Annotated in this window: 16 protein-coding genes; all 16 read right to left on the reverse strand. The window is 65.6% G+C overall.

Annotation, left to right across the window (positions count from 1 at the left end):
- Positions 1-5 precede the first annotated feature (5 nt).
- A complete protein-coding gene (gene murB / locus MOK15_RS08065; protein ID WP_242931129.1) occupies positions 6-905 on the reverse strand; it encodes a UDP-N-acetylmuramate dehydrogenase in 900 nt (299 codons plus the stop codon).
- The gene (locus MOK15_RS08070; RefSeq protein ID WP_242931130.1) at positions 902-1,099 is read right to left on the reverse strand and encodes a hypothetical protein; all 198 of its coding nucleotides are present in this window, start codon (positions 1,097-1,099) and stop codon (positions 902-904) included. The genes murB and MOK15_RS08070 overlap by 4 nt, the downstream gene beginning before the upstream one ends.
- Positions 1,099-2,526, reverse strand: a complete 1,428-nt coding sequence (gene murC / locus MOK15_RS08075) for a UDP-N-acetylmuramate--L-alanine ligase (RefSeq protein WP_242931131.1) — start codon at positions 2,524-2,526, stop codon at positions 1,099-1,101. Before murC ends, MOK15_RS08070 begins: the two co-directional genes overlap by 1 nt.
- Before the next feature lie 148 nt (positions 2,527-2,674).
- Positions 2,675-3,856, reverse strand: a complete 1,182-nt coding sequence (murG, locus tag MOK15_RS08080; RefSeq protein WP_242931132.1) for an undecaprenyldiphospho-muramoylpentapeptide beta-N-acetylglucosaminyltransferase — start codon at positions 3,854-3,856, stop codon at positions 2,675-2,677.
- Positions 3,853-5,055: a putative lipid II flippase FtsW gene (gene ftsW / locus MOK15_RS08085; RefSeq protein ID WP_242931133.1), complete on the reverse strand. Its 1,203-nt coding sequence runs from the start codon at positions 5,053-5,055 to the stop codon at positions 3,853-3,855. The genes murG and ftsW overlap by 4 nt, the downstream gene beginning before the upstream one ends.
- A 46-nt stretch (positions 5,056-5,101) precedes the next feature.
- Entirely contained in the window at positions 5,102-6,481 is a 1,380-nt protein-coding gene (gene murD, locus MOK15_RS08090; RefSeq protein WP_242931134.1) for a UDP-N-acetylmuramoyl-L-alanine--D-glutamate ligase, read from the reverse strand.
- Between the two features lie 4 nt (positions 6,482-6,485).
- On the reverse strand, positions 6,486-7,559 hold the full coding sequence (mraY, locus tag MOK15_RS08095) for a phospho-N-acetylmuramoyl-pentapeptide-transferase (RefSeq protein WP_242931135.1): 1,074 nt from the start codon (positions 7,557-7,559) through the stop codon (positions 6,486-6,488).
- On the reverse strand, positions 7,559-8,950 hold the full coding sequence (gene murF, locus MOK15_RS08100) for a UDP-N-acetylmuramoyl-tripeptide--D-alanyl-D-alanine ligase (RefSeq protein WP_242931136.1): 1,392 nt from the start codon (positions 8,948-8,950) through the stop codon (positions 7,559-7,561). Before murF ends, mraY begins: the two co-directional genes overlap by 1 nt.
- A complete protein-coding gene (locus MOK15_RS08105) occupies positions 8,947-10,413 on the reverse strand; it encodes a UDP-N-acetylmuramoyl-L-alanyl-D-glutamate--2,6-diaminopimelate ligase (protein ID WP_242931137.1) in 1,467 nt (488 codons plus the stop codon). Before MOK15_RS08105 ends, murF begins: the two co-directional genes overlap by 4 nt.
- Positions 10,413-12,116 (reverse strand): penicillin-binding protein 2, encoded by a 1,704-nt coding sequence (locus tag MOK15_RS08110; RefSeq protein WP_242931138.1) that lies wholly within the window; start codon positions 12,114-12,116, stop codon positions 10,413-10,415. The genes MOK15_RS08105 and MOK15_RS08110 overlap by 1 nt, the downstream gene beginning before the upstream one ends.
- A 1-nt stretch (position 12,117) precedes the next feature.
- Positions 12,118-12,768 carry a colicin transporter gene (locus MOK15_RS08115; protein WP_242931139.1) on the reverse strand — a complete coding sequence of 217 codons (651 nt, stop codon included), beginning with the start codon at positions 12,766-12,768 and terminating at the stop codon, positions 12,118-12,120.
- Positions 12,765-13,721, reverse strand: a complete 957-nt coding sequence (gene rsmH / locus MOK15_RS08120) for a 16S rRNA (cytosine(1402)-N(4))-methyltransferase RsmH (RefSeq protein ID WP_242931140.1) — start codon at positions 13,719-13,721, stop codon at positions 12,765-12,767. Before rsmH ends, MOK15_RS08115 begins: the two co-directional genes overlap by 4 nt.
- On the reverse strand, positions 13,718-14,215 hold the full coding sequence (locus tag MOK15_RS08125) for a division/cell wall cluster transcriptional repressor MraZ (RefSeq protein WP_242931141.1): 498 nt from the start codon (positions 14,213-14,215) through the stop codon (positions 13,718-13,720). The genes rsmH and MOK15_RS08125 overlap by 4 nt, the downstream gene beginning before the upstream one ends.
- Before the next feature lie 172 nt (positions 14,216-14,387).
- Positions 14,388-15,644, reverse strand: a complete 1,257-nt coding sequence (locus MOK15_RS08130) for a GldG family protein (RefSeq protein WP_242931142.1) — start codon at positions 15,642-15,644, stop codon at positions 14,388-14,390.
- Positions 15,645-15,647: 3 nt separating this feature from the next.
- Positions 15,648-15,956, reverse strand: coding sequence for a hypothetical protein (locus MOK15_RS08135; protein ID WP_242931143.1), 309 nt, complete (start codon positions 15,954-15,956; stop codon positions 15,648-15,650).
- A gap of 41 nt (positions 15,957-15,997) precedes the next feature.
- Positions 15,998-16,993 (reverse strand): cysteine synthase A, encoded by a 996-nt coding sequence (locus MOK15_RS08140; protein ID WP_242931144.1) that lies wholly within the window; start codon positions 16,991-16,993, stop codon positions 15,998-16,000.
- Positions 16,994-17,038 lie beyond the last annotated feature (45 nt).

The raw sequence follows: 17,038 nt of genomic DNA on the forward strand, positions 1-17,038 counted from the left end.
TGATGTCATTTCGCCACCCCGACCCGCTGAATTTCCCATTCCAGTTCGACGCCGCTCTTTTCCTTCACGCGCCGCCGTACTTCCTCGCCCAACGCTTCGATGTCGGCGCTGGTGGCGTCGCCTAAGTTGAGGAGGAAGTTGGTGTGCTTCTCGCTCACCTGCGCACCGCCCAGAACCAGGCCACGGCACCCGGCTTCATCGACCAAGGCCCAGGCCTTGTGGCCCTCCGGGTTCTTGAAGGTGGAGCCGCCGGTCTTGCTGCGCAGCGGCTGGCTTTCCTCGCGCGCGGCGGCAATGCGATCCATTTCGGCCTGGATCGCGGCGGGTTCGCCGGGATGGCCGCGGAAGGTCGCACTCACTACGACCGCGCCTTCGGGCAGGGTCGAATGGCGATAGGTGTAGCCAAGATCAGCGTTGGAGAGCGTCACCCGCTCGCCCGAACGCAAGACGACGTCGCATTCGATAAGGATGTCGCACGTCTCGCGGCCATAGGCGCCGCCGTTCATCCGCACGAAGCCGCCGACCGTGCCGGGAATGGAACGCAGAAATTCGAGGCCCGCCACGCCCGCATCGCGCGCAGTGGAGGAAACGAGAATCCCCGACGCGCCGCCGCCGCAGACGAGCGTGGTGGCGTCAAGGCTCTCGACCTTCGCGAAGGGCTTGCCCAGCCGCACGACCACGCCCGGCACGCCGCCATCGCGGACGATGAGGTTGGAACCAAGGCCGAGCGCCATGACCGGCACCGACGGATCGAGCTGGCCAAGAAAATCGGAGAGATCTTCGGCATCCTTCGGTTCGAACAACCATTGCGCCGCACCGCCCGCCTTGAACCAGACGAGCGGGGCCAACGGAGCATCCCCCTTGAGCGTGCCGCGAACGAGCGGAAGGGCAAGCGTCACCGTCAACCGCGAACACCCCACAGGCTCATCCAGCTTTTCATCGCCTTCATGCCCGCCTGCCCCGCTTCATGCGCGGCCATGTTGGCCTTCACATTGCGCTGCGCTGCTTCCACCATACCGCGCGCAGCCTCGACACCCTGCATCTGGGCGTCGATCATGCGCTTCTGCATTTCCAGGCCAACGGCGAACAGTTCGAACATCAGACGGCTTCCTTCACCTTGTCGGTAACGGCCGGGGCGAGGCCCGCCGCCCATTTGGTAATGTCGCCAGCACCCAGGCAGATGACCATGTCGTCGGGCTGGATGTCGGCGGCGAGGACCGATGCCAGTTCGTCGGCATCGGCGATGGTCGAGGCGTGGCGATGGCCCCGGCGCTTGAGGCCGGCGACCAGCGCCGCGCTGTCCACACCTTCGATCGGCTGCTCGCCAGCGGTGTAGACCGGGGCGGCATAGACCATGTCGGCGTCGTTGAAGGCCTGCTGAAACTCGTCCATCAGGTCATGGAGACGGGTGAAGCGGTGCGGCTGGACCACGGCGATGACGCGCCCTTTCGCGCCTTCGCGCGCAGCGGCGAGCACGGCGCGGATTTCGACCGGGTGATGGCCATAATCGTCGATGACGGTGGCGATCCCGTCGCCCGTCGCGATCTCGCCGACCTTGGTGAAGCGGCGCTTGACGCCCCCGAACTTCTCGAAACCCGTGCATATGACGCTATGGGGAATGCCAAGCTGCAGGGCCACGCCTATCGCAGCCAAACTATTGGAAACATTATGTTTTCCTGGCATTGGCAGCATGACGTCGTCGATCTTCTCGACCTTGCCGTCGCGATCGCGGATGACGACGTCGAAAATATTGCCGCCGGGCACCGGCCGCACATTTTCCCCGCGAATATCGGCCTGCGCCGAGAAGCCGTAGGTGACGATGCGGCGGTCCTGCACGCGCGGCAATATGGCCTGCACTTCGGGATGGTCGAGGCAGAGCATCGCCGCGCCATAAAAAGGCACGTTGCCGACAAACTCGACGAAGGCGTCCTTCACCCGGTCGAAATTGCCATAATGATCGAGATGCTCCGGATCGATGTTGGTCACGACCGCGATCGTGCCGTCGAGGCGCAGGAAGCTGCCGTCGCTCTCGTCGGCCTCCACCACCATCCAGTCGCTGTTGCCCAGGCGCGCGTTGGAGCCATAGCTGTTGATGATGCCGCCGTTGATGACGGTCGGGTCCACCCCGCCCGCATCCAGCAGCGCCGCGACCATCGAGGTGGTCGTGGTCTTGCCATGGGTGCCCGCGACCGCGACGGTCGACTTCAAGCGCATCAGTTCGGCCAGCATCTCGGCGCGGCGAATGACGGGGATGCGGGTCTCCAGCGCCAGTTCGACCTCCGGATTGCCGCGCTTGATCGCGGTGGAGGTGACGACCACGGCGGCGTCGCCCAGATTTTCGGCCTTGTGGCCGATCATCACCTTGATACCCTTCTTGCGCAGACCTTCCACGACATAGCCTTCGGCAACGTCACTGCCCTGCACGCTATAACCCAGATTATGCATCACCTCGGCAATACCGGACATGCCGATGCCGCCGATGCCGATGAAATGGATCGTGCCGATGTCGGTGCCGACACCCTTCATGCTATTCCTCCCCAATATGGGGAGGGGGACCGCCGCGAAGCGGTGGTGGAGGGGGTTCCCCCCACACGCCGCACCGGGAGGATCGCCCCCTCCGTCAGCCCTTCGGGCTGCCACCTCCCCGTACCGGGGAGGATTTTGAATATAGAAATCACGCCGGAACACCCCGCAAATTGAGCGTGGTCGGGGCCGGGCCGGCCTTGACCGGGTCGTTCATGATCGGCGCCTTGCCGATGCTTTCGAGCAGGTCGGCCATGTCGCGCGCGGCGTCGGGGCGGCCGCAGTTGCGGGCGCGCTTCGCCGCGTTCTGAAGCGCGCCGGGTTCGAGCGCCATCTTCTGCATCTGCTTGGCGAGTTCGACGGCGGTAAAGCGCGCCTGCGCTATGGTGCGCGCGCCGCCCGCCTCGGTCATTTCCTTCGCGTTGGCGGTCTGATGATCGTCCATGGCGCTGGGCAGCGGGATCAGGATCGCCGGGCGGCCCGCGCAGGTCAGTTCCGCCAGCGTCGATGCGCCCGCGCGCGCGATCACCAGATGCGACCAGCCCAGCTTTTCGGGCACATCGTTGAAATAGGTGGCGAGATCGGCGGGGATTTCCATCTCCGCATAGGTTTTGCGCACGCGCTCAATATCCTCGGCGCGGCATTGCTGCGTCACCTGGAGTCGGCGGCGCAGCGCGACCGGGAGCATCGACAGCCCCTCCGGCACGACGCTGGAGAGCACGGTCGCGCCCTGGCTGCCGCCGATCACCAACACGCGGAAGACGCTTTCGTCGGTCAGCGCGGGAAATTCCTCGTCGCGCAGCGCCTTTACTTCCTCGCGCACCGGGTTGCCGATCAGATGCACCTTGGCGGCATATCGCCCTTTGAGACGCTCGACCTGCGGATAGGCGGTGGCGATGGCGTCGACCCGCCCGGCAAGCAGGCGGTTGACCCGGCCCAGCACCGCATTCTGTTCATGAAGAGCGGTCGGGATGCCGTCCGCCAGCGCGCCCAGCAGCGCGGGCATGGCGGGATAGCCGCCAAAGCCGACCACGGCGGTCGGGCGGAATGTCTCGTTCAACCGGCGGGCCATGGCGCGCCCGGCCAGGATCGCCTTGAGCGCGCGGGGCCAGCTCGCCGGATTCCTGGTCATGCGCCCGGCGGGCATGACATGGACCTGCGCCCGATTGTCCGGCGCATGATCGAAGATGCCGGGAATCCTGGCGCCCCGCTCATCGGTGACGAGGGCGACATGATGGCCGCGCGCCATCAGTTCCTCGGCCACGGCATGGGCTGGAATCATATGACCCCCCGTCCCGCCGGCGGCGAGGACGAAGTGACGGGAAATGCTCATCGACCACTCCATTTGACGACCGTGTGCCGACCCATGAAGGGGTTGCGCCGCGTGAATGCGAGCAGCAGGCCGACGCCGATACAAAGCGCCAGCATAGAGGAGCCACCGTAGCTGATAAAGGGCAGCGTCATGCCCTTGGACGGAAATATCTGCGCATTGACGCCCATGTTGATGATCGCCTGCAACCCGAACTGGGTGGTGAGGCCGGCGGCGGCGAGGATGGTGAAATTATCCTCCTCATCCAGCAGGCGCAGCAGCACGCGCACCACGATGGCAAGGTAGACGCAGGCGATGGCGATGCAGGCGAGCAGGCCGAACTCCTCCCCGATCACCGAGAAGATATAGTCGGTATGCGCTTCGGGCAGGCGGAACTTGTTCTGCCCCCCGCCCGGCCCGACGCCGGTGAAGCCGCCATGGGTGATGGTGCGGAAGGCAAGGTCGGTCTGGTCCGGGCCGGTATCCATCTGCACACCGATCCCCAGGAAGTCATTGATGCGCTGACGGCCATTTTCGTAAAACATATAGACCGCGATCAACCCGGCCAGGCCCGCGCCGCCCAGCATGGCGATCCAGCGCATCTCCAGCCCCGACAGCAGCAGCAGGCATCCCCAGCAGGCAAGGAAAATCACCGTCTGGCCGAAATCGGGCTGGCGCATCAGGATCGCGGCGATCAGCAACGTCATGACGCCGGTCAACGGCATCACCGGCAGGCTCTGATCCTTGGTGCGCAGCGACAGCAGCCAGGCAAGCGTCACCACATAAGCCGGTTTCAGAAATTCGGAGGGCTGGAAGCGGAAGCCCGGCAGGTCGATCCAGCGCTTGGCGCCGTTCACCGTCGACCCCAGCAGCGGCACGAACAGCAGCATCAGGAAGAAGAAGGCGCACAGGAAGATCGCCAGCCGCCGCGCCTGCGGCCGGGGCAGCATGGAGATGACCAGCATGATCGGCAGGCCGATGAACACCCACATGAGCTGACGGTAGAAATAGATGAGCGGATTGACCGCGATCTGCGCGGTCGACCGGTCGATCGCGGCGACGGGGGATGCGGCGGCGACGGCGACCAGGCCGATCGCCATCAAGGTGACGATCAACGACAGGAGGACGCGGTCGATTTCCCAGAACCAGATGGCAAGCGCCGTCCGCTCACGCGGAACGGTGCGGGTGCGAAAGCCCTTCACCAGTTCGCCAGCCTTGGACATCCCTGTTCCCTTTCTACCCATCGCGCCGCCCCGAAACCTTCTTCCTTTATTCCAGCGCGTTCACGGCCGCGGCGAAAGCATCGCCGCGCGCCTCGAAATCCCGAAACTGATCGAAGCTGGCGCAAGCCGGCGACAACAGCACCACATCGCCCGGCCGGGCGATACGCGCGGCGCGCCGGACGGCGGCGCTTAGCATCTCGCTGTCATCCACCGCCATAGAGGCACGCAGCAGATCGGCGAACATATGCCCCGCTTCACCGATAGTATAGGCATGGGCGATATTGGCGAAATGCGGGGCGCACTCGTCCAGATTATCGGTCTTGGCGAGACCGCCAACGATCCAGTGGATGCGAGGCTTGCCGTCCCGTGGCGGCCAGGCGGCGAGCGCCGGCGCGGTCGATGCGGGATTGGTCGCCTTGCTGTCGTTGACGTAGAGGACGCCGTTCAGGGTGCGGACCGCCTGCATCCGGTGGGGGAGGCTGGCGTAGCTGGCGAGGGCGCTGGCGATGGTCGCGTCGTCGATGCCCAGCGCCTTTGCTACGGCGATGGCGACCGCCGCATTCTGGGCGTTGTGCGGGCCTTGAAGCGCGGGCCATGTGAGTTGGTCGACGGGGTTGATGTCGGTTGATTGCACCTTCATCACGCCGTGCTCCTGCGAAAGCAGGAGCCCAGGATCGAGCGCTTCGCCAGAGCTTGTGCTCCTGCTTTCGCAGGAGCACAAGCTCTCGGCAATTTTGCGGCTCGGTCCGTCTTCCGCTGCAATCACCGCCACATGCTTTGGCGACTGCATCGCGAACAGCCGGGCCTTCGACGCCACATAGCCCTCAAAGCCATTATAGCGATCCAGATGGTCCGGCGTGATGTTGAGCAGCACCGCGACATCGCAGTCGAGGCTGTGGGTCAGGTCGATCTGGTAGCTGGACAGTTCCAGCACATAGACGCCCACACCATGCAGGTTCGGCTCCAGCGGCGGCTGGCTGAGGATCGGCAGGCCGATATTGCCGCCCATGACCGTGGGATAGCCCGCCTGCCCAACGATATGGTGGATCAGCGCGGTGGTGGTCGACTTGCCGTTGGTGCCGGTGATGCCGACAACCTTGTGCGGCGGCAGCGTGGGCCGGGCGAGCGCGAACAGTTCGATGTCGCCGATGATCGGCACGCCCGCCAGCTTCGCACGCATCGCGATGGGATGTTTGTTGAGCGGCACGCCCGGCGAGACGACGATGCCGTCGAAGCCGGACAGGTCGATCTCCATGGGATCGCCCAGTTCCGCCTTGTCCGCGACCAGCGCGCGCGCTTCCTCCCGGCTGTCCCAGGCGACGACGCGCGCACCGCTCGCCACCAGCGTATCGACCGTGGCGAGGCCAGAGCGCGCCAGGCCCAGCACCGCGTAGCTCTTGCCCCTGAATGCCTCCGAAACGATCATCCGCTTACCTCAGCTTCAGGGTGGCGAGGCCGGCGAGCGCCAGCACGAAGGCGATGATCCAGAAACGGATCACCACGGTCGGCTCGGCCCAGCCAAGCTGTTCGAAATGATGATGGATCGGCGCCATCTTGAACACGCGCTTGCCGGTGCGCTTGTAGAAGAAGACCTGGATGATGACGCTCAGCGCCTCCACCACGAACAGGCCGCCGATGATGCCCAGCACGATTTCATGATGCGCGGTGACGGCGATCACGCCGATCGTGCCGCCCAGCGCCAGGCTGCCGGTGTCGCCCATGAAGACGGCGGCGGGCGGCGCGTTGAACCAGAGGAAGGCAAGGCCCGACCCGATGATCGCGCCGCACAGGATCGTGAGGTTGCCCGCGCCCGGCACATGGGGAATGCCCAGATATTGGGCGAAGTCGGCGCGGCCGACCAGATAGACGATCGCCATGAAGGCCATGCAGGCAATGATGACCGGCATGGTGGCGAGGCCGTCGAGGCCGTCGGTCAGGTTCACGGCATTGCCGAACGCCACGATGACGAAGGCGGCGAAGCAGAAATAGAACGGACCAAGCTCGATCGCGGGGCCGTTGTAGAAGGGGACGTAGAGCGCGGTATTGCCATGCTGGTGGACGATCAACCACGCGGCAAAGCCCGCGATCAGAAATTCGAACAACAGGCGCATCCGGGCCGACAGTCCCTTGTGGCTGGCCTTCGTCACCTTGTCATAATCGTCGAGGAAGCCGATCGCCCCGAAGCCCAGCGTCACGAACAGGCAGGCCCAGACATAGGTGGAGCTGAGGTCCATCCACAGCAGCACCGATATCACCATCGAGGTCAGGATCATCAGGCCGCCCATGGTCGGCGTGCCGCGCTTGGAAAGATGGCTTTGCGGGCCGTCGTCGCGGATCGGCTGTCCCTTGCCCTGGCGCACGCGCAGCCAGCCGATGAACTTGGGACCGATCAACAGGCCGATGATGAGCGCGGTGGCGATCGCCGCGCCCGCACGGAAGGACAGATAGCGGATAAGGTTGAAGACACCTGCAAAGTCCAGGGTTTCGGCCAGCCAGTAGAGCATTAGATTGTGTCTCCGTCGCGCGCGGACTTGGCTAGGGCGGCAACCAGGCGGGACAGCCCGACGCCGTTGGAACCCTTGACCAGGATCGCGTCGCCCGCACGCATTTCGGTTTGGATAAGAGGGATGGCCGTCGCCGTGTCGGGGACATGGGTGTAGGGGATGGCGCCGTCGAGCGCATCGGCCAGCGGCGCCATTTCCGCGCCGACCAATATAGCGAAGTCGACCTGCCCCGCCGCCATCGGATCGGCCAGGCCCGAATGGAGTTCGGCGCTGCGATCGCCCAGTTCGCGCATACCGCCCAATATGGCGATACGCCGGTCCGCGCCTTCGCGGCCCAGTTGCTTGAGCGTCGCGGCCATGGACAGCGGGTTGGCGTTGTAGCTTTCGTCGATCAACAAGGCTTCGCCGCCCAAGACCGGCAGGATGCGGCGCTCGCCCCGCCCCGGCAGGCCGGGCATTTCCGCAAGGGCAAGGCCCGCCGCCGCGAGATCGCCGCCGACCGCCTCGACCGCGGCGAGCACGGCCAGCGCATTGGACACCCAATGATCGCCCGGCGCGGCGATGGTGAAGCAGAGTTCGGCTTCCGGCAGCTTGGCGGTGACGAGCGTACCGCCACCGGGCGCCGCGATCGTCTCCAGCGCGTGAATGTCCGCCTCCGGACTCATGCCGAAGGTCAGGATATGATCGGCATGACGCTCCGCCTTGCTGTAGAGCGCGGCGACATGCGGGCTGTCATAGGGGATGATCGCGGTGCCGCCCGGTTCCAGCCCCTCGAAAATCTCGGCCTTGGCCTCGGCGATCTTCGCCTCGGTGCCGAAAAACTCAATATGGGCGGGCGCGATGGCGGTGATGATCGCGACATGCGGACGCACCTGTCGCGTCAGCGCAGCCAGTTCACCCGCATGGTTCATACCCATTTCGAACACGCCATAGGCCGATCCGCGCGGCATACGCGACAGGCTCAGCGGCACGCCGACATGGTTGTTGTAACTCTTGACCGACCGATGCACCTCACCCGGCGCGGCGCGATCCAGGCCCAAGAACAGGGCTTCCTTGGTGCCGGTCTTGCCGACCGATCCGGTGACGCCGATCACCTTGCCGGTCATGCGGTTGCGGGAGGCCCTTCCCAGGGCTTCGAGCGCGGCGGCGCTGTCTGGGACCAGGATATGGGGATGATCGACGGCGGTGTTGACGATTGCACCCGCCGCGCCCTGCCCGAACGCCTTGTCGACGAATTTATTGCCGTCGGTCGTCTCGCCCTTCATCGCGACGAACAGATCGCCTGGCCCCACTTCGCGGCTGTCGAACGCGACGCCCGAAACGGCGAACGGCGCCGACGCGGCGCCGCCTGTGGCCTGTGCGATTTCTTCCGACGTCCAGAGATCGCTCAACCCGCGCACTCCCGCGCCACGGTGACGTCGTCGAAGGGCAGGACACGATCGCCGATGATCTGGCCCTGTTCATGGCCCTTGCCAGCGAGCAGCACGATGTCGTCGGCGCCGGCCATCTGGATGGCGGCGGTGATCGCCGCGCGGCGGCCGCCGATTTCCTGTGCGTCCGGCGCGCCCGCCAGCACGGCGGCGCGAATGGCGGACGGCTCCTCCGATCGGGGGTTGTCGTCCGTGACGATGACATAATCGGCCAGGTCGGCGGCAACCTTGCCCATTTGCGGGCGCTTGCCGGCATCGCGATCGCCGCCCGCGCCGAACAGGGTGATGAGCTTGCCGCGCGTATGCGGGCGCAACGCCTCGATCGCGGCCTTGAGGCCGTCGGGGGTATGGGCATAATCGACATAGACGGGCGCGCCCGCGCGGCTGATGACCGCACGTTCCAGCCGCCCGCGCACCGGCTGTACCCGGCCGAGCAGTTCCAGCACCTTTGCCGTATCCGCTCCGGTCGCGATCACCAGCCCTGCGGCGGTCAGCGCATTGGCGGCCTGATAGGCGCCGATCAGCGGCAGGTTGACCTTGTAGGATTTGCCGCCATCCTCCCTTGGCGCCACGATCTCCAGCGTCTGACCCAACTGGGTCGGGGTGCGGTTGGCGAGCCGTAAAGCCTGCCCCTGCACCCCGACGCTCAGCACACGAAGCCCCCGCTTCGTAGCCCGCTGGATGACCTTGTCCGACCATGCGTCATCGGCCCAGACGACCGCCGCGCCACCCGGCGCGACCACTTCGTCGAACAGACGCATCTTGGCGTCGAAATAGCTGTCCATGTCGCCATGATAATCGAGATGATCGCGCGACAGGTTGGTGAAGGCGCCGGCGACCACCGGCAGCCCTTCGGTGCGATACTGGTCCAGGCCATGGCTCGACGCCTCGAACGCGGCATGGGTGATCCCCTCGCGCTTCAGGCCCGACATGTTGGCGAGGAAGGTGACGATGTCCGGCGTGGTGAGGCCGGTCGACACCTGATCGACCGAGGTGGTGACGCCCAGCGTGCCGATGGATGCGGACTTGTGACCCAGCATCCGCCAAAGCTGACGCGCGAGTTCGACCGTGCTGGTCTTGCCGTTGGTGCCGGTGACGGCGACGGTAACATCGGGAAAAGGCGCAAAATAGCGCGCAGCCAGCAGCGCGAAGAGGCGGCGCGGATTGGCGTGGGCGATGTGGACCGCGCCTTCGACCTTCGCCTCCGGGCGGGCGACCACGGCGATGGCGCCGGCCTTCACCGCATCGGGGATATAATCCTCCCCATTGACGCGCAGACCCTGGAAGGCGCCGAACACCGTGCCGGGCGCCACCTTGCGATTATCGATCGCGAAACCTGTAATGGACATGTCGAGGCCGCCGGCGGCATTTGCCGTTTGGGCGACCTCGACATCCAGTGCCTCGATAAGCGACCCGAGGCGCATCACTCTTTCTCCTTGTCGCCGTGCAGCAACGGCATCAAATCCGAAATATCCACGTCCCGCCGTTCGTCCGGCATCACGCCCAGCATCGGCCCGGTGCGCTCCACCACGCGCTTGACCACCGGAGCGGCGGTCCAGGCGGCAGTGCGCAGGCCGAAGGCGCCCGTCGCCTCATCCATGATCGCGACCACGACATAGCGGGGATTGTCCATCGGGAAGGCAGAAGCGAAAGTCGTCACCAGCGAAGTCTTGTTATAACGCCCTTCCTGGGGCTTTTCGGCGGAACCCGTCTTGCCGCCCACCCGGAATCCCTTGGCGTCGGCGCTACGCCCTGTACCCGCCGATACGATCATCCGCAACAGTTGCCGCATCCGCGCGCTGGTGGCGGCGGAAAAGACGCGTCGTCCTTCGGGCACTTCGTCGGGTTGCAGCTTGCGGATGGTGGCCGGACGCCACATGCCGCCATTGACCAGCGCGGCATAGGCGGTCGCCAGATGCAGCGGCGTCACCGCGATGCCATGGCCGTAGGACACGGTGAGCGTAGTGATGCGGCCCCAGCTGGACGGCCAGATGCCCTTTGCCCGCTCGTTGAACTCGATCGGCGCACGCTGGTCGAAATCAAGACTACGGAACAGTTTCTGCAACGGCTCGGCGCCCATTTCGTCGGCAATGCGCGCCGTGCCGATGTTGGAACTATGCACCAGGATTTCCGGCACATTCACCCAGCGGCCCAGCGGATGGTCGTCCTTGATGCGGAAGCCGGCGATGGCGATCGGCGCAGTCGCGTCATAGCGCTTGCTCATCGACGTCACCACGCCGCTGTCCATGGCGGCGGCGATCGACAGCGGCTTGAAGGCCGAACCCAGCTCGTAGCGCGCCTGCACCATATGATTGCAGAGCGGCGATTCGCTGCAACGCTTGCCGGCGTAATTTTCCAGCTTGTTGGGATCGAACACGGGGATGGAGGCCATGGCGATCACTTCGCCGGTATTGGCGTCCAGGATGATGCCGCCCGCGCCCTTGGCCCGTTGCGCCACCAACTGGGCATAAAGTTCGCTTTCCAGCGCGCCCTGCACCCGGCTGTCGATCGAGATAGCGAAGGGCTTGCCACGCTGGGCGACCTCGGTCAGCCGATCGTTAAAGGCCGCCTCCACACCCATGCCGCCCGTGCCCTCGCTATTGGGGGCAAAGCCCAGCACATGGGCCGCGAGGGTGCGCTGCGGATAGAGGCGCTCCTTCTCGCGCGGAAATTCGATGCCGATCTCCCCCAGCGCATTCACCGCCGCCACCTGTTCAGGCAGCGCGCGGCGGCGCAGATAGGCCCAGCCCTTGCCGGTCAGCTTCTTGTGGAACGCCGCCTCGCCCTCATCCGGGAAGATTTCGTGCAGCTTGCGCGCCAGTTCCGCAGGATCGCCGATCAGCTTGGACGGGCGCACCGCAATCGAATAGGCGTCCATGGTCCGCGCCAGCGGCACGCCGTTGCGGTCGACAATATCGGCCCGCGCGGGCACGAACGGACCCAGCGCCCCGTCACCGCCCACCCCATGAGCAAAAATGCCGACCCACAGGAGCCGGCCGATCAATATTGTCGTGATTGCCATGAACAGGATGAGCAACAGCATCAGCCGATTATGGGCGATGGCGGTCAGGCTGACCCGCTGCCGCCCCGCCCGCGGCCCGCCCGGCTGGACGATGATCGTCGCCATATCAGCGCGCCCCCTTCCGCCGTTCGCGCGCCGCCTTCGCAGTGAGGTCGCCCAGAGTGCTGTCATCCAGCAATTTGGCGTCGAGCATCGCCATCCGTTCCGCCTTGCGCGCGATCGGATTGGGCGTGGAGACATCGGCATCCGCCTTGGCCTGCTGCACCGGGGTACGCGGCGCGGGCCTGGGCAATTTGTCGATATTGTCGGCCGCGTGCGCCTCACGGATGATCGCGATGTCGCTGCGGATCTGGGTCGCAGCCGGGCTTGCCGGCGCTTTCTGCGGCGCGGAGGGCAAGTCGGCCGGCGTTTCGACCATCGCCACCATCACCGGCGGCGCGACATAATCCGGGCCATTGGGCTGTACCCCGTCCAGTTGCGCCAGGGCACGCTCGCCCCCCAGATATTGCTGGGCGGTCGGCGTGGCATAGAGAAAGTCATGCTGGTTCCAGCTTTCGAGCTGGCGCATCGAGGCGCGCGCGCTGAATTCCGTTTCCAGATAGCGCATGTCCGCCTTCGTCGCTGCGATCTGCGCGCGCACCCGCATCAGGTCGTTGCGTTCGGTCGCGACTTTCAGCGACACCATATAGGCGCCGAGCGCGCCCAGCGCGACGAGGATCACCCAGATCAGGCTCTGCAACCTCTTGACGGCGATCATGACCGGGAACTCCGAGAGGGCGAGGAAACGGGAGCGGATGTGCGGACGGCGCTGCGCAGCGTGGCCGACCGGGCGCGGGGATTGCGCGCCAGTTCCGCTTCGCCGGGTCGTACCGCCTTGGCAGGCTTGGCGAAAGTCGGCGCGGCGTCGGCCGCGCGTTCGGGCAGATGCCTGGACCCCGCGCCTTCGCCGCCGCTGCGCTTACGCAGATATTGTTTGACGATGCGGTCCTCCAGACTGTGGAAGGTGACGATCGCCAGGCGACCGCCCTCCTCCAGCAGCGCCTCGGCCGCTTCGAGACCGCGCTCCAGCTCCTCCAGTTCGCGATTCACATGGATGCGGATCGCCTGGAAGGTGCGGGTCGCCGGGTCTTTCTTGTCATGCGGCTTGTAGCCCAGCGCGCGGCGGACCACGGCGGCGAGCTGGCCGGTGCGCTCCAGCGGGCGCGCCTCCACGATCGCTCGGGCGACCCGGCGCGAGCGCGGCTCCTCGCCATAGCGATAGATGACGTCGGCGATCTCCTCCTCCGGGGCGGTGTTGAGGAAATCGGCGGCGCTCATGCCGTCCTGGCTCATCGTCATGGTGAGCGGACCGTCCGACTGGAAGGAAAAGCCGCGATCCGGCCGGTCGAGCTGCATCGAGGACACGCCGATGTCGAGCGTCACGCCCGCCACCTTGTCGATGCCGTGATCGGCCAGCAGTTCCGCCATCCGCGAAAATTCGCCGGGGATAAGGGTGATGCCATGCGCATCGGCGACGGCCTGCCCTTCACGGATCGCATCGGGATCACGATCGAAGGCGAAGATGCGCGCGCCCGCGCGCGCCATGGCGCTGCTATAGCCGCCCGCACCGAAAGTGCCGTCGACATGAATCTCGCCAGGGACAATGGCGAGCGCGTCGAGCACTTCGTCGATCAGGACGGGGATATGAGGGGCGGTGACGGCGGCGCTCATTGGCCGCCCTCCGCCGCACGGCTTTCCAGCCAGCGCTTCACCTTGTTGCGGATCAGCGCCGGGCGATCGGGGCTTTCGACGAGCGCCTGCGGATGCCAGATCTGGAAATAGCGGCCGACGCCATAAAAGAAGACCGCATCGGTGATCCCGGCCTCTTCCTTGATATCGGGGTGCAGGAAGAACCGGCCGCCATCGTCGAAATTGACGTCCTCGATCGTGCCGAGGCGATTCTCGCGCTCCAGATCGGCGTTGAAGTCGCGCCCCGACTCATAAGCCTGGCGCTCCAGCTTCTCGACTTCATCGAACAGGAACTGCTTGTGCGACAGGCCGAAACCGGTGGCGCAGCCATTGTCGAAATGAACCGACAGGCACAGACGATTTTCGCCGCCGCTGGCCTGCTTCACCAGCTTGCGCATCTCCAGGGGCAGCACGAAACGGCCTTTGCCGTCCGCGACGCTGAATGCGTTGCCCGAATAGAGAATAACGTCCGACACGTTGAAAACAGGCCCTCTTTATCCGGGGCGCAGGCCGCCCTCCGCCGGAATCGCGAGAAGACCATCCGGCGCACAGGACTGCACAAAGCCTGACGAACCCCAATGCTGTAATATCTACCAAGCATGGGGCCGACTGGAAAGGGAAAAGTCGGGAATCGATGGGAAAAGCCGGTTAAAAATGGGTTGAACTGCTTTTTTGGCTCCTTTTGGGCTTATTTTCACTTTTTGTTCCAGATTTTTTTGCGACGAATTGCGCGTGCAGCAGCATCGCACCCAATATTGCCCAGCCTGTCCCAGCCAGAATCGCCCAGCGCAGCCCCGCAATCACATCCGCCGGCGCGCGCATCCAATGCCGTTCGCCGGGGATGGACGCACCAAGCCAATGGCTCACCAAAGCCGGTGTATCGGCCACCCAGGCGCGCGGATCGAGCGGGCGCGCAGGATCGGCAAGCCAGAGCCGATCATCGATCAGGTCAGCATCGCCCAGCAGCAGCACCTCGCCCCGGCCGATCCGTTTGCGCAGCGGCAGGGCATCAGCGGGCGAAAAGAGGCCGGCGTCGGACAGGGTGACAAGATGCCCATCGGGCAGGAAATGACGGATCTCTCCGGCAACGAGCGAGCCGGGCGTGAAACCCCAATGGGCGAGCAAGGGCGCCAGCAGACTGGCAGAAGGCACGCGGCGGCGGTCGCCCAGCGGAAGGGCGGAGGGCCAACACAACAACGGGTCTGCCAGCACCAGCGCCGTGCCGCCCATCCTGACCCAGTGGTCGAGCGCGACGAGTTGCTGGGGCGCCAAAGCGCGGGGCTGCGCGACAAGCAGCCTGCGCACATCCGAGCGGGCGAGACGCAGGGGATCGTCGATCGGTTCCACGGTGAAGCGCGTGCGCAGAACCGCGATGATCGGCGCGTCCCGCAGCGCCGCCCCGCCGCCTCCCGGCTCGGCCCAGAAAAGCGGCAGGCCAGTGATGACGGCAAGTTTGGGACGGCCCGGAACAGGCGTGACCGGCTGCGCCGGGCCGCGCCAGAGAAGCAGGCCGGCAAGCGCAAGCAGGAAAGCCCCCGCGATTCTCCCCAACAGGGCGTGGCGCACCCAGGCGCCCCCGAAAACCGCCAGCAAGGCGACCACGGACAAACCCAGACCGGCCGGAATGTCCGGCATCCGCGCAGCCGCCAGGGCGCAAAAGATCAGCGCCGACCCAGCCGCTCCCACCGCCACCCAGGTCCACACCGCCCAGCTACGCCGCGCGAGCAGCAGGCCGACGACCGCCAGCACCACCGCTGTCGCAACGCCCCAATCCCAGGGATCGGCCTGCCCGGTCCGCCAGGCGCGGCTCAGCCCCGCGAGCAGCGCGGCCAGCATCGGCAGCCAGAGCCAGAGGAATCGTTTCAGCGCCGCCACGATGGCGACCATCCCCCTGCCCTTCGCCATGACTTAATGGGGCTGCTGTTGCGCGGGGTCGCGGTCCATGGGCTTGTTGAGATTGGGGTCAGGTTGCAGGTCGGGGACGATCGGCGCCTGTTCGGGCGCGGGCTGCACGCCCAGTTCGGCCAACGGCTCCTTGGGTGCGACGGCGTTGGCGCTGAGCGTCGGGACCGTCGGCGGGGGAAGCGCGGCATCGTCGACCCGCGCCTTTTCGATCACGATATTGGCCAGGCCTACGAGTAGCACTACGCCAGCCAGACCGGTGAGACCGATCTGAACACGCTGCAACCCTTCCTGACGGCGGGGTGTCTCAGCCATATTCGCGCTCTTATTCTCTTCGCCGCGACCCGTGTCGGCGTTCATGCAGTGTGCGCGAGCCAGGGGAACACCGTCAAGCCCTTCGATTCGAGCCATTGACGATTGTAGAGCGTCGAGAGGTAACGAAAGCCGGTATCGCACAATATGGTCGCGATCCGCTTGCCCGGCCCCAATTGCTTTGCCAGCGCCACCGCGCCCGCGACATTGATGCCCGACGACAGGCCCAGGCACAGCCCTTCCTCGGCGAGCAGGCGGCCGACCCAATGCAGCCCCTCCTCATCGGAAATGCGGAATTGCGTGTCGATCGGCGCGCCTTCCAGATTGGCGGTGATGCGCCCCTGGCCGATGCCTTCGGCGACCGAATTGCCCTCCGCCTTCAACTCGCCATGGGCATAATAGTTGAAAAGCGCCGCCCCATGCGGATCGCTGAGCGCAATCGTGACAGCCTCGTCCTTGGCCTTGAGGCCCAGCCCCACGCCCGCAATCGTGCCGCCGGTGCCCGCCGCGCAGGTGAAGCCGTCGACCCGGCCATCCATCTGTGTCCAGATTTCCTCGGCAGTGCCGATGATATGCGCCTTGCGGTTGGCGATATTGTCGAACTGATTGGCCCAGATCGCGTTTTCCGTCTCCTCCGCGATCCGGCGGGAGGTGTGGACGAAATGACCGGGGTTGGAATAGGCGGCGGCCGGCACCGTGACCAGTTCCGCGCCCAGCGCGCGCAGCGTGTCCATCTTCTCCCGGCTCTGCGTCTCGGGCATGACGATGATCGACTTATAGCCCTTCGCATTGGCGACCAGCGCCAGGCCGATGCCGGTATTGCCCGCCGTCCCCTCGACAATGGTGCCGCCGGGCTTGAGCAGCCCCTTCTCCTCGGCATCATTGACGATGAACAGCGCCGCACGGTCCTTGACCGACGCGCCGGGATTGGCAAATTCGCATTTGGCGAAAATATCGCAGCCGGTTTCCTGGGAAGGGCCGGCAAGGCGCACAAGCGGCGTATTGCCGATCAGCGCGAGACTATTGGATACGAGCAGCATGGCGCAACGCATAGCGGAGCGCGCGCGGCTTTGCCAAGCAAGGGA

It is taken from the genome of Sphingobium sp. BYY-5 (assembly GCF_022758885.1).
Taxonomy (GTDB): domain Bacteria; phylum Pseudomonadota; class Alphaproteobacteria; order Sphingomonadales; family Sphingomonadaceae; genus Sphingobium.